11 protein-coding genes are annotated in these 12,825 nt (G+C 42.7%); 5 read left to right on the top strand and 6 right to left on the bottom strand.

Translation table 11 applies throughout. The features are described 5' to 3' along the window. The first annotated feature begins 1 nt into the window (after position 1). Together ilvN and VEZ01S_RS16930 are read left to right on the top strand one after the other, a co-directional pair. Entirely contained in the window at positions 2 to 496 is a 495-nt protein-coding gene (ilvN, locus tag VEZ01S_RS02560) for an acetolactate synthase small subunit (protein ID WP_021712448.1), read from the top strand. A 259-nt stretch (positions 497 to 755) separates the two neighbouring features. Further along, positions 756 to 887 (top strand): hypothetical protein, encoded by a 132-nt coding sequence (locus VEZ01S_RS16930; RefSeq protein ID WP_255209298.1) that lies wholly within the window; start codon positions 756 to 758, stop codon positions 885 to 887. Between the two features lie 78 nt (positions 888 to 965). Here VEZ01S_RS16930 and pykF read toward each other — a convergent pair whose 3' ends face one another. After that, positions 966 to 2,378 (bottom strand): pyruvate kinase PykF, encoded by a 1,413-nt coding sequence (pykF, locus tag VEZ01S_RS02555; RefSeq protein ID WP_021712447.1) that lies wholly within the window; start codon positions 2,376 to 2,378, stop codon positions 966 to 968. A gap of 720 nt (positions 2,379 to 3,098) precedes the next feature. On the opposite strand from pykF, the gene VEZ01S_RS02550 reads away from it, so the two are divergent. Beyond that, positions 3,099 to 4,016 carry a M14 family metallopeptidase gene (locus VEZ01S_RS02550; protein ID WP_021712446.1) on the top strand — a complete coding sequence of 306 codons (918 nt, stop codon included), beginning with the start codon at positions 3,099 to 3,101 and terminating at the stop codon, positions 4,014 to 4,016. A gap of 55 nt (positions 4,017 to 4,071) precedes the next feature. Here VEZ01S_RS02550 and VEZ01S_RS02545 read toward each other — a convergent pair whose 3' ends face one another. Then, complete coding sequence (locus VEZ01S_RS02545; protein ID WP_021712445.1) at positions 4,072 to 5,436, bottom strand: MATE family efflux transporter; 1,365 nt, start codon at positions 5,434 to 5,436, stop codon at positions 4,072 to 4,074. A 327-nt stretch (positions 5,437 to 5,763) separates the two neighbouring features. On the opposite strand from VEZ01S_RS02545, the gene focA reads away from it, so the two are divergent. Continuing rightward, positions 5,764 to 6,615 (top strand): formate transporter FocA, encoded by an 852-nt coding sequence (focA, locus tag VEZ01S_RS02540; protein WP_021712444.1) that lies wholly within the window; start codon positions 5,764 to 5,766, stop codon positions 6,613 to 6,615. A gap of 118 nt (positions 6,616 to 6,733) precedes the next feature. On the opposite strand, the gene VEZ01S_RS02535 is transcribed toward focA, so the two are convergent. Continuing rightward, complete coding sequence (locus VEZ01S_RS02535) at positions 6,734 to 7,936, bottom strand: MFS transporter (protein WP_021712443.1); 1,203 nt, start codon at positions 7,934 to 7,936, stop codon at positions 6,734 to 6,736. A 123-nt stretch (positions 7,937 to 8,059) separates the two neighbouring features. On the opposite strand from VEZ01S_RS02535, the gene VEZ01S_RS02530 reads away from it, so the two are divergent. Further along, complete coding sequence (locus VEZ01S_RS02530) at positions 8,060 to 8,989, top strand: LysR family transcriptional regulator (protein ID WP_021712442.1); 930 nt, start codon at positions 8,060 to 8,062, stop codon at positions 8,987 to 8,989. Between the two features lie 81 nt (positions 8,990 to 9,070). Here the strand turns inward: VEZ01S_RS02530 and VEZ01S_RS02525 are convergent, their stop codons facing one another. From VEZ01S_RS02525 to VEZ01S_RS02515, 3 genes are all read right to left on the bottom strand, one after another. Further along, the gene (locus VEZ01S_RS02525; RefSeq protein ID WP_021712441.1) at positions 9,071 to 10,330 is read right to left on the bottom strand and encodes a quaternary amine ABC transporter ATP-binding protein; all 1,260 of its coding nucleotides are present in this window, start codon (positions 10,328 to 10,330) and stop codon (positions 9,071 to 9,073) included. After that, positions 10,323 to 11,222, bottom strand: coding sequence for an ABC transporter permease (locus tag VEZ01S_RS02520; protein WP_021712440.1), 900 nt, complete (start codon positions 11,220 to 11,222; stop codon positions 10,323 to 10,325). Before VEZ01S_RS02520 ends, VEZ01S_RS02525 begins: the two co-directional genes overlap by 8 nt. A gap of 69 nt (positions 11,223 to 11,291) precedes the next feature. Continuing rightward, complete coding sequence (locus tag VEZ01S_RS02515) at positions 11,292 to 12,281, bottom strand: ABC transporter substrate-binding protein (RefSeq protein ID WP_021712439.1); 990 nt, start codon at positions 12,279 to 12,281, stop codon at positions 11,292 to 11,294. Between the last annotated feature and the right edge of the window lie 544 nt (positions 12,282 to 12,825).

Here is a 12,825-nt window from a genome sequence, read left to right as displayed (position 1 = left end):
TATGAGACACATTATTTCCCTATTAATGGAAAACCAACCTGGCTCATTGTCGCGTGTGGTTGGGTTATTTTCTCAACGTGGTTACAACATTGAATCGCTAACCGTTTCACCGACAGATGATGAAACCTTGTCTCGTTTGAACATCACTACTGAAACTGATGAGTTGCAACTGGAGCAAATTCAGAAGCAACTGCACAAACTGATCGATGTACTTAAAGTTCAGGAAGTGACAGAGTCTGACTACATTGAGCGTGAACTGATGATGGTGAAACTTAAAGCTTCTGGTTTTGCTCGCGCTGAAGTAAAGCGTACCGCTGATATTTTCCGCGGCCAGATTGTGGATGTCACCGCCTCTCAATATACGGTGCAACTGGCAGGCACAAGCGAAAAACTGGACGCTTTTATTAAAGCTATTTCTGAAATCACCGATGTGATTGAAGTGGCGAGAAGTGGTGTGGTTGGATTAGCCCGTGGTGAACGAGCGTTGAAAGCTTAGTTACCAATACTGCGTCGACTCAAAAGAATCAGTGAACAAACAGCACATACTCTTTTGAAAGTTAACTAGTTTTTATTGAGCCATCTCTATTATTGAGGTGGCTTTTTTATGTTGGAATGTTTAGCAAACGTAAATGTGGATCGCAATATGATTGCGTGGTGCTTTTTTGAACGATACACTAGTTGCAGTGAGTTTTTAGACACGTTATCGCTGAGTCAGATAGGGATTGCCTAACTTTGTGATCATATAGAGGCACAGTATGTTACGAACTGCATTTGTAAGATTGGTTGTAGGTGGATTATTGGGAATGGCAATGGTATTTAATGCCGTTTATTTCCTTCCGTTAGTCCTGTTAATGAACACTCATCGTCGTGAGCTATTTTCTTTCTAGCAAAATTTATCTTTTATAAAAGACATAAAAAAAGAGAGCCATAGGCTCTCTTTTTTGTATCTGTTAGGTAACTGTAAATTACAGTACGTGTACAGATGCAGTGTTAGTAGTACCTGAAGCCACTAGAGCGCCAGAAACCATAACTACGATGTCGCCTTTCTTACCAAAACCAGCTTCAAGAACGTATTCTTTACCGTTTTTGTAGAACTCATCAGTGCTGTTGATAGAATCAACAAGAACTGGACGAACACCCTTAGTAAGAACTAGCTGTGCAGCAGTCTTAGAGTTAGTAGTTAGAGCAACGATGCTTGCAGTTGGGAAGTATTTACGTACAGAACGTGCAGACTTGCCGCCTTCAGTAGCAACGATGATTAGAGGAGCTGCTAGTTTCTCAGCTGTGTCTACTGCGCCTTTACATACTGCTTCAGTGATGCGTAGACGTGGGCTGTCTAGACGAGAACCTAGTTCAGCTTTAAGTGCGCCGTCAGTACGGTTAGCGATTTGAGCCATGATAGTAACAGCTTCAACTGGGTACTTACCTTTAGCAGTTTCACCAGAAAGCATTACAGCATCAGTACCATCCATGATTGCGTTTGCAACGTCACCCGCTTCTGCGCGAGTTGGACGTGGGTTTTGAATCATAGAATCAAGCATTTGAGTTGAAGTGATAACCATCTTACGAGCACGGTTACATTTCTCAATCATCATTTTCTGAGCGAAGATTACTTCTTCAGCTGGGATTTCAACACCTAGATCGCCACGAGCAACCATGATGCCGTCAGAAGCTTCAAGAATTGCGTCGAAGTTATCAACACCTTCTTGGTTTTCGATTTTAGAGATGATGTGGATGTTTTCGCCACCGTTAGCGTTTAGAAGCTCACGGATTTCTTTAACGTCTTCTTCTTTACGGATGAAAGAAGCAGCAACGAAATCAACGCCTTGCTCACAACCAAATTTAAGGTCAGCTTTGTCTTTCTCAGAAAGAGCAGGAAGTTGAACAGAAACGCCAGGAAGGTTAACACCTTTGTTTTCGCCTAGTGCACCGTTGTTAAGAACTTTACACTTAACTTCAGTTTCAGTAGTAGCAAGAACTTCCATTTCGATTAGACCGTCGTCTACTAGGATAGTGTTACCAGCAGTTAGGTCGTTTGCGAAACCAAGGTAAGTTACAGCAACGATGTCTTTGTTACCCACTACAGATGCGTCTGTAGTGAAAGTGAATTCTTGACCAGCTACTAGATCAACGTCATTGCCGTCTTCTAGTTTGATTGTACGGATTTCTGGACCTTTAGTGTCTAGAAGGATAGCCAGTTGCTTACCTACGTTAGACATAACTTCACGGAAGTTTGTGATACGGCCAGCGTGCTCTTCAAAGTTACCGTGAGAGAAGTTCAGGCGCATTACGTTCATGCCTGCATTTACTAGTTCAGTCAGCTTCTCTACAGATTCAGTTTTAGGGCCAATCGTACATACGATTTTGGTCTTTTTCATGGAAAATACTCTCCGGTAAGTATTACATAAGTTTAAATAGGGTACTGGCGGCTATATTACTTCATTTGTAATTAAATTACAAAATTCTACGGAGTCCTTCTATTAGATGACTCGGAAGTTATTATAGGCAACCTTGGCGACTTATCACACAAAATCAATCATTTTTAGCACAGTTTTTGCGTGATTTTTCACCAAATTCATCGCTAGATCACGAATAAAGCAACATTAGCTCTGTGACTAACGATATCAATTTTGTAATAAAGTTTCTTTCTGGCGTCGGATTCTAACACCGAAATAGTTCAAATTCACGGTTTAGAATTGTCTTAGAACAAGGTTTTAGCGCAAAAGAATTATTTTTAACAATAAAATAATTCTTTTGCTCAAAAATGGCTTCGATTCAGGGTGTTACCACCCACAGAATGCAGTAAAACATCGACTGAGTTTGCGATATTTTCAGCAGTAATGGATTAATAAATAGCCTGATTAGTCAAAAATAAACTGAATATGCAAAGATTGAGTGTGATTGATTGCTGCGCAGTAATGATGGTGTTTTTGAGCTTATCTTGGGATGTCTCGGTATTTTGTTACATTTTGTATCAGTGCGATAAATTGGCATCGCCTTGCCTGCATTGAAAGGTTGCAAGCTATTGCTGCGTGTTAATTATCTGTTTGCGAGTGTGGTAGTCTAAGACGCATGTTCACTTATTATGGAATGCGCACATGCAGCAAGCACAGTTTTATCCCATTGGTACCCCAGGAATAAAATGGACCTCAAAAGAGGTGCAACAATGGCGTGAAAGTCGCCGCATACAACGCTCTTATCAGCAAGAAGTCGTGTTGAAAATGGAGCAAATTGGTGATGACTTTGAGTGCATTCAATATGGTGAACTTGAGTACGAGTCTGGCTCTTATCCATTGTTTGGTTTTAAGTCTAAATCATGGGATGAACACAAGCCTTGCGTGCTAATTACCGGTGGGGTGCATGGCTACGAAACCAGCGGCGTGCAAGGTGCACTGTTATTTTTAAAAGAAACGGCTCCTGCATATTTAGTGCACTTTAATTTACTGGTTGCGCCATGTGTCTCTCCATGGGGTTATGAGATCATTAACCGCTGGAACCCCGATGCTATCGACCCGAACCGTTCGTTTGTCAAAAATAGCCCTGCACCTGAGTCAGCATTAGTGATGAAGTTTGTGCAAGATTTAGCCGTGGATATTTTCGCGCATATCGATCTGCACGAGACGACCGATAGCGACGAACAAGAGTTTCGTCCTGCCTTGGCCGCTCGTGATGGGAAAGAATATGTAGCAGGTACTATCCCGGACGGGTTTTATACGGTAGGGGATACTGAAAACCCATGTGCGCAGATGCAAACGGCCATTATTGAATCAGTACAAAAGGTTACTCACATTGCGCCAGCCGATCCTGATGGCACTATTATTGGCTCGCCAGTGGTGCAACATGGTGTCATTAACTATCCATTACAGGCACTTGGTTTATGTGCTGGCTTTAGTAAGGCTAAATATACCACAACGACAGAAGTGTATCCCGATAGCGCTAAAGCAACACCACAACAATGTAACCGTGCGCAAGTAGCCGCAATTACGGGTATGCTTGATTACCTTAAAGCTTTATAAGTCAGTACTGGTTAGTAATAAATAGCGACCAGTTACTCTTATTAAAAGGTGATGATTAAGAGCTGGCGATAACAGGCTCATTAATCACCACCTTTTTATTCATGAGTATTGCTATGTCCTTCCACATCATAGGAACGACAATCAGCGTTAGCACGACATTTGACATAGGCACGGCCAGCCAAACCCCATCAACTCCTAGCCATTGCGGCACTAAGAATAGAAAAGGCAGTTGGACAATCATATTGCCAATAGAAACAAACATGGCCTTAGCCGCTTTTCCTACCGCCATAAAATAGACGGACGCTAAAAATAACACGCCATCGAGAAAGAGTGCGCATAAATGTAATCTCATACCAGAGACTGCGGTAGTAATAAGATCGGGTGAATCAGAAAACCAGCCGATAAAAAATTCAGGAAATAGCGCGAGCAAAACAACGGTGACTACCCCAGAAATTAACACCACTTTCAGCGCCAAGATTAAGGTGCCTTTGATGCGATGATAGCGCTGCTCTCCAAAGTCATAACTTATTGGCGGTTGCATACCCGACGCAATCCCTTCCGCAAACAGATAATACATAGTGGCGATATAGCCAATGATAGCGAACGCACCAACGTGTACTTCACTGCCATATTCCATGAGTAGTCGATTATGTAACGCCACCACAAAAGAAAAGTAGGCGAACATCAGCATACTGGATGCCCCTAAGTGACATATGCGGATTGCCTTTTTGATATCGAATGTAAGGCGAGTGAGGCGAATCTCGGCGTGCTGGGAAAGAAAGTAAATCAGTCCCAACAAGATAACCACTGACTGCGATAGAGCGGTTGCAATGGCAGCACCTTGCAAGCCTTGTTCGAATACACCGATATAAAGGTAATCCAATACAATATTGAGTAGCGCACCTATGATAGTTAAAGCCGTGGCTATTTTAGGACTGTTGTCATTGCGCACTAGCATTGGTGTGACAGCAGAAGCAATGGCCGCGGGAGCACTAAATATGAAGACCTTTAGGTAGTCATAGCCATGCATGAGCGAATCACCTACTGCTCCTTGCAATATCAACAGGTCTTTGCCCCATATTGCCACGATAGGCATAGAGATTAGTGAAAACATAATCGTTAGGCTGATGGCTGTTTGTAATACTAAGGCTGCTTTTTGGTATTGCTTCTCTCCACGGAACATAGAGATCAGGCTACCTGCCCCCATACCAATTAAAATGCCGAGCCCCATAATAGTGGCAATGATCGGCCACGCCATATTGATCCCAGCAAGACCAGCATAACCAACATAGTGACCGACAAAGATCCCATCAATTATTTGGTACAAGCCTGTGATCAGCATGGCAGTGACAGATGGAATAGCAAATCGCCAAAAAACTCGGCTTACAGACTCATTATTGTTAATTGCTTCGGCGGTCATTCTAGTTATAGAGGTGAGGTAAGTTGGCTCTATTATCTAGCAAAACAGCAGATATGAAAGGGGTTTCCCTATATAGAGAGGTACAGATCTCTGAGGATTAATACAGCTCCTTCTATTTGTATGATTATTGTAACCACATAGAAAATAAACACTTCATGAAAGTTATTGATTAACTATGGGTTATTTATTGTATCTATATTGGCAATGAATTGAGTATTTATGGTTAACAAGAAGCAAATTAAGGTTGCGAAATTAGCTCTATGAAACATTTTTGATACAGCGTAAATTCTGCGTTCACTTTAATTCAATCAACAATAAGTACAAAAAATGGCTGATCAAAACCCTATACCGTTTGAATCTCTTTTACCCCCACAGATGGCAGAGCGTGCTGCAGAAGTGGGAGAAAGCAAAGTAAATAAAAACCAACTAAAATCGTTTCTTCTCGCCATTGCCGCAGGTATGCACATAGGTATTGCCTTTGTCTTTTATACCGTAGTAACGACGGGCGCAGCAGAAATGCCTTATGGCATGGCCAAGTTTATGGGAGGCTTAGCCTTCAGTTTAGGGCTTATTCTGGTAGTGATTACCGGTGGTGAACTGTTTACCAGTAGCGTATTAACTTTAGTGGCGAAAGCCAGTGGACGAGTGACATGGCGCGCCCTTTTTAAAAACTGGGCGGTGGTTTATGTAGGTAACTTTGTCGGCGCATCTTTGCTTATCATCATTATGATGATCACTAAAGAATATATGAGTGACGGTGGGTTAATGGGTTTGAATGCCATGGCTATCTCACAACACAAATTGCACCATACATTTTGGCAAGCAGTCGCACTTGGACTTATGTGTAACTTATTGGTATGTCTTGCCATTTGGATGACATTTAGTGCCCGTTCATTGACCGATAAAGTGGTTATTTTGATTCTTCCGGTGGCGATGTTTGTGGCATCTGGTTTTGAGCATAGTATTGCGAATATGTTCCAAGTTCCTATGGCGATTGCGATTAAAACTTTTGCTCCTGCTGAGTTCTGGCAAATGACAGGTGCGAATATCGCTAACTATGCTGACCTTAACGTAGCCGATTTTGTTATTAACAACCTAATTCCAGTCACGATAGGGAATATTATCGGTGGCGGTTTATTCGTGGGTATCTATTTCTGGATGATTTATCTAAAGGAATAATCACTGTTTACGAATAAATAAAAGGCCCCTTAATAACTGGTTATTAAGGGGCCTTTTTATCGGAAATGTCTATGTTTTATAGCGTTATGTCTTTGTTTTATAAAGTTAAGGCACTCTGTTAGCTCGCTGTTACTACCGCAGTATCCTCAGTCTCTAATGATGATGTTTTTGCTTCCGCTTTATTGGCTTTGGCAATCAGTAGCAATCCAATAAGAGGTACAACGATAGCAGTGTATGGAATCATGCTTGCGCCAAGGTGTCCATCTAGCACCATTCCACCAAGGAATCCGCCAAATGCGTTAGCCAAGTTGAAAGCAGAGATGTTGGCAGTCGCCGCTAGTTCTTGACCTTCACCGCCATGGTTCATAACTCGTAATTGCATTGCAGGTACGTTGGCAAATGAAGCGATACCAAAGATAAACAATGAGATAACGAACAGCACTTTGTTGTCGGTAAATACGCCAACCAGTAGCAGTGATGCAATTAATGCAATAGCCCAAAACATTGATGCTTTGGCTAAGCTTTTATCTGAAGAGCGGCCGCCTAAGGTGTTACCAATAATTAAACCGACACCAACTAGCACTAATATCCAGGTAACAGAGTCTTGTCCAAAGCCAGTGACATGCATTGCGATAGGGGCAATGTAGCCATACAGAGTCATAAATCCTGACCATGCAAAAGCGGTAATGGCTAAACTGATCAGTAGCATAGGGTTTTTAAAGGCAAGTAGCTGAGTTTTGATGCTTTTAGCTTCACTGTGGCCTGATGAGTGAATAGCAAGCATGATAAACACAAGTGCCACAGCGCCAAATGCGGCTACAGTGAAGAAGGTGTTGCTCCAGCCGAATGTTAAGCTGATCCAAGTACCAGCAGGTACGCCTAATACGTTAGCCAAGGTGAGGCCAGCAAACATTTGTCCTACAGCTCGACCTGCCATTTTTTCTGACACTAGATTAGTGGCAACAACAGCGCCAATACCATAGAAAGGACCTTGAACTAGGCCAGCAATAACGCGACTAACTAATAGTAAAGTGTAGTTAGGTGCAAGGGCTGAAAGGATATTGCCTAAGATAAACAGTCCCATTAAGCCAATGAGAACGTTCTTTTTATTGAACTTGGCAAGGTAGATGGTCAATATTGGGCCACCAATAACAATGGCTAATGCGTAAGCACTAATTAGGTAGCCGGCTTGGCCTTCTGTAATGGATAGCGAGGTGGCTATTTGCGGCAATATGCCGGCAATGACAAATTCGGCTGTGCCTATGGCAAAAGCCGCCAGTGTTAAGATCCATACCTGCATTGGCATTTTTTGTTGGCTCATATTCAGCTCCGATAGTTATGCTGATGGGATTATCTGTGAATATTATGGATTATTATTCACAGTTTGATAATTGACCAAAAACTGAATACATTATTTAAAATGGCTAAACAATGAAGGGTGGTGATGGGTAAATTCTCTGATATGCAGATGTTCGCGGTCATCGTTAAATTACAAAGCATGGCTGGGGCTGCGCGTGAGTTAGGGGTGTCGGCCGCTTCTATTACTACCCGTTTGAAAGCACTAGAAGATCGCTATGGGGTGAAATTACTCAACCGCACCACTCGACATATTTCATTGACCGATTCTGGAGAGGTGTACTATCGCTCATGTTTGGATATTTTAGACAGCGTCTATGAAGTAGAAAACCTCATTACCAAGGGGGTTCGCTCTTCACAGGGACCAATAAAAATCATCGCCCCAAAAGATATAGGTAAGCAGCTCATTTTACCTATCATTGCCGATTTTACAGCCAAATACCCCGAAGTGACTCCGCACCTTTATTTGAATGATCATGTCCACAACGTGGCAGAAAGTGGCGTTGATATTGTTATTCGCTATGGTGAGTTGGATGACGTCAATATCATCGGACGAAGACTAGGAGAAAGTACAAGGGTGTTGTGCGCTTCACCGCAATACTTAAAACAACAAGGTGTGCCAAAGACACCAAGTGACCTAAAAGATCATGCCGCTTTGGTGATGTTGAGCTCTCAACAGGAGCTTAAAACTTGGTATTTTCGAAAAGGTACCAAACTGCAATCTGTGATCGTTAATCCTAAGTACTTATCTGATGATGGAGAGATCATTAAGCAACTGGCTTTAAGTGGGCATGGGATTGCGATGAAGTCACTGCTAGATATTCAAACCGATGTGGAGCAAGGCCGCTTGTGCACAGTGCTGGATGATTATGTGAAAAATTTCAGTTCGGCGACCACAGAGCGTAGTACTGACCTTAAGGTGTACTATCTGGATAAAAGACATCAACCAAAGCGAATTCGTCTGTTTTTAGATTTCTTGTATGAGGCTTTTGCTGAGCAAGAAAAAGCAAAGGCCTGATATAAACACCTATTGTGGTTAACAATGAGTGCAGTATCAGACCTTTACTAAGGCGAATAAAAGAGAGCGTTATGTGCTGAATTAAGCGCTGGCTTCTTTTGTTGGCTCTTGTTTAGTCGATTCTTGTTTAGCTTGCTCGTCTTTGGTGCTCTCTTTTGCTTCTTTGTCAGAGAATATATCCGCGACTTTTTCTCTTTCTAGAGTACCTTCTAGCTCGCCGTCATCGTTGATCACCGGTAATGAGTAATCTGATGAAATCGCTTCAGTGAGCACTTCTTCAATGGCAGATTCACAAGAGATGGTCGGCACATCTTCATACAAGCTAGGTTCGATATTATCGATAGCATCATCATCGGCCGCTTCTTGCAGAGCTTCTTCGGTAATTAAACCTTGATAACCCTCATCAGTGACATGGTAGCCATAATCATGGACAGAGTTTCTCATCTGCTTTAGCGCACCTTCTATGGTGCAGTGAGTAATGCGTAATGATGGTTTTTGCATCACAGTTTCCACCGTCAGTGCGCGGGCTCTGTTGACGTCTTTTACAAACGCTTCTACGTACGCGGTTGCTGGGTTGAGAAGAATCTCATCCGGAGTCCCTTGCTGAACCAGCTCGCCGTCTTTCAAGATGGCAATTTTGTCACCGATGCGCAGCGCTTCATCCAGATCATGGGTGATGAAAATAATGGTTTTATGTAGCTTCTCTTGCAACTCAATCAGCTGATCTTGCATTTCACTTCTAATGAGAGGATCAAGCGCAGAAAAAGCCTCATCCATTAATAGAATTTCAGCATCAGTACATAAGGCACGCGCTAAACCGACTCGCTGCTGCTGTCCGCCAGAGAGTTGAGAAGGGTATTGATCATCGTAACCCTTAAGCCCAACCGTCTCGATCCATTCTGACGCTTTATCTAAACGCTGCGCTTTATCTATACCTTGGATCTCTAAACCATAAGCCACATTGTCGATGACTTTGCGGTGCGGCAATAAACCAAAGCGTTGGAATACCATCGACATTTTATGACGACGAAATGCTTCCAGTTCTTTAGGCCCATATTGCATAACATCCGTCCCTTCCACATCAATTTGCCCTTCGGTTGGGTCTATTAGGCGGTTGAAGTGACGAATCAAAGTGGATTTCCCAGAACCCGACAAGCCCATGATGACGAAAATCTCACCATTATTAATTTCAAGGTTGATGTCTTTTAGCCCAACAGTGTGACCGGTTTTGGCTAGCACATCGTCTTTACTCAAGCCTTGTTTGACCAAAGGCAAAACAGACTCAGGTTTAGGGCCAAAAATCTTATACAGGCCGGAGATCTTAATTAGAGGTTTAGTCATGTCTTAAATCTCCTAGGTGAGCTTGAGTGCGTTTGGCGTATGCCTGAGTTGAACGGTCAATAAGAATAGCTAACACTACAATCGCCAAGCCATTGAGCAGGCCTAAAGTGAAGTATTGGTTGGTGATGGATCTTAATACCGGCTGGCCTAAGCCTTTCACGCCAATCATAGAAGCAATCACCACCATAGATAGCGCCATCATTACCGTTTGGTTGATACCGGCCATGATAGTCGGCATTGCTAGAGGCAACTGCACCCCAAATAGGCGCTGACTGCGGCTTGCGCCAAAGGCGGTAGCCGCTTCCATTACTTCCTTATCAACCAAGCGGATACCAAGGTTGGTTAGGCGAATTACTGGAGGAATCGCATAAATGACCACTGCAATAAGCCCTGGAATTTTGCCAATACCTAATAGCATGACCACCGGAATCAAATACACAAAAGCGGGCATGGTTTGCATGATGTCGAGAATGGGAGTGACAACACTTTGCACTCGATTAGAGCGTGCCATTGCTATGCCTATCGGGATACCGACAATAATGGCGAGCGCAGTACAAACCGTAATAATACTTAGGGTGCGCATGGTGTCGTCCCACATCCCTAAATAGCCAATAAAGAGCAGTGCAATCACACCGCCAATAGTGAGTTTTAATGAGCGACTGGCAAGATAGATAAGGGCGGTGATGACTGCCAGTACGATGAACCAAGGCGTGGCAAGCAATAGCTTTTCAAACCACACCAAAAATGAAAGAAGGGGATCAAATAAGGATTCGATGAAGTCGCCATATTCTCTCGAAAAATCTTTATACGCACCGTCTAATGTTTTGCGGATAGTGCGCATGGTTGAGCGATCGATTTCGGGAAAACTGGACAACCAACTGCTATCGAACATATACATTCCTTTATATAGTCGAAAGGGTAACTGATTGAGTTACCCTTTATTTTATGGCTTATGAAGAGATTAGAGGTTGCTAGTGATTTTCTTAGCAATTTCTGGAGAGACCCACTGTTTCCAGATTTCAGGTGAAGTCTCAAAGAAGTGATACATGGTGTCTTCTGAACTGGCTTGTTCGTCTTCCATCCATGCTAACAGCTTGTTCATATCGCTGTTTTTAAAGCCGCGTTTAGCTAGGTATTCCATTGCCGCTGGGTTTTTGCTGGCAAAGCTAGAAACGACAACTGTGTTAACTGGAGAGGGCGGGTACATAGAGACTGTTTTGCTTTCACAGCCTTCAACGGCAATACAGTCCACAAACTCTTGTTCGTTGACACCACTACCAAAATCAACTTTTACCATCTCGTATTTACCCAATACAGCGGTAGGTGCCCAGTAGTAGCCAAACCAACCTTCTTTGCGCTCATAGGCTTTCGCGATAGAGCCTGAAAGACCAGCACTTGAGCCTGAGTCAATTAATTCAAAGCCCGCTTTGTCTAGTTCTAAAGCTTTAAATAGGTTTCCGCCAGAAATCTGACACCCCCAACCTGCAGGACAACCGTAGAAACCCGCTACATCAGGATCTTCAGGGTGGGTAAATAGCTTAGCGTGCTTTTTAACCCCTTCAATGGTCGCAAGCTCTGGATACTGTTTTACTAAATAAGATGGTACCCAAAATCCTTCTTCACCACCGTCAACTAGCGCTTTACCTGCATAAGCAAGTCGCCCTTCTGCAACGCCTTTTTCAATGGCGTCTTTAACTGAGTTAGTCCAAAGTTCTGGTGCAATATCAGGTTGGCCTTTTTCGACCATAGAAGTGGCGGTAGGCATAGTATCGCCTGGGGTCAGTTCAGCATCACAGCCATAACCGTGTTCAAGGATAAATCGGTCGATATTGGCAATAACACTCGCTGAATTCCAGTTCATGTCAGCGATAGTCACTGTGCCACATTCTGCTGCTTGAGCTTGGCTTGAAACACTAGCAATTATTGCTAGTGAGGCTAGTTTCCATTTCATCATAAGTCCTTTTGTATGATTTGGTCTCTTTTAAAGAGTACATTATATCCCATGGCTATTACACCCCTAACTCTTTAGAACTAAAGTGAATGTAGGAAAGGGAGTTACTGGTAAATTTGCCGTAAATGTATACAAATCAAGGCTTGCAAGGCGAAAACTACTCATTTTTGATGGGTGTATATATGCATATTTGAACAGTTAAAATTTCGCTGATGAGGTAGAAAAAGCATCCGTGAGCGTATTTTTTGTAGGAAAAACCCACACCATCTAAATTCTAGGTAAGCCATAATTGTGCGTATGCGAGGAGGGTTGAATAGAACGCCGCGCGTCAAAATACCCACTACTACTTTAAGGTTGATTATTGATGAGCAAAGAGGCAAAGTGCACCTGTTTATTGAGGCTCTACCAATATCAGTATTACTTTAAGTAATACTGGGATGGACTTTGCGTATTTTTATGCAAAATAAATTAATAGATAATGAGTCGTCAAATAACAAAATGGCCTTTTTAGAGATCATTTTTGGTAACTGAGCCTTATTTTTTT

This window comes from Vibrio ezurae NBRC 102218 (assembly GCF_000467185.1).
Taxonomy (GTDB): domain Bacteria; phylum Pseudomonadota; class Gammaproteobacteria; order Enterobacterales; family Vibrionaceae; genus Vibrio; species Vibrio ezurae.
The sequence above is the reverse complement of the archived record's forward strand: the minus strand, read 5'-3'. Positions and strand labels throughout refer to the sequence as shown.

Bases quoted from the DNA above. Each gene is read 5' to 3' on its own strand.
- ilvN (WP_021712448.1), top strand. From the start codon at position 2: ATGAGACACATTATTTCCCTATTAATGGAAAACCAACCTGGCTCATTG.
- VEZ01S_RS16930 (WP_255209298.1), top strand. From the start codon at position 756: ATGTTACGAACTGCATTTGTAAGATTGGTTGTAGGTGGATTATTGGGA.
- pykF (WP_021712447.1), bottom strand. From the start codon at position 2,378: ATGAAAAAGACCAAAATCGTATGTACGATTGGCCCTAAAACTGAATCT.
- VEZ01S_RS02550 (WP_021712446.1), top strand. From the start codon at position 3,099: ATGCAGCAAGCACAGTTTTATCCCATTGGTACCCCAGGAATAAAATGG.
- VEZ01S_RS02545 (WP_021712445.1), bottom strand. From the start codon at position 5,436: ATGACCGCCGAAGCAATTAACAATAATGAGTCTGTAAGCCGAGTTTTT.
- focA (WP_021712444.1), top strand. From the start codon at position 5,764: ATGGCTGATCAAAACCCTATACCGTTTGAATCTCTTTTACCCCCACAG.
- VEZ01S_RS02535 (WP_021712443.1), bottom strand. From the start codon at position 7,936: ATGAGCCAACAAAAAATGCCAATGCAGGTATGGATCTTAACACTGGCG.
- VEZ01S_RS02530 (WP_021712442.1), top strand. From the start codon at position 8,060: ATGGGTAAATTCTCTGATATGCAGATGTTCGCGGTCATCGTTAAATTA.
- VEZ01S_RS02525 (WP_021712441.1), bottom strand. From the start codon at position 10,330: ATGACTAAACCTCTAATTAAGATCTCCGGCCTGTATAAGATTTTTGGC.
- VEZ01S_RS02520 (WP_021712440.1), bottom strand. From the start codon at position 11,222: ATGTTCGATAGCAGTTGGTTGTCCAGTTTTCCCGAAATCGATCGCTCA.
- VEZ01S_RS02515 (WP_021712439.1), bottom strand. From the start codon at position 12,281: ATGAAATGGAAACTAGCCTCACTAGCAATAATTGCTAGTGTTTCAAGC.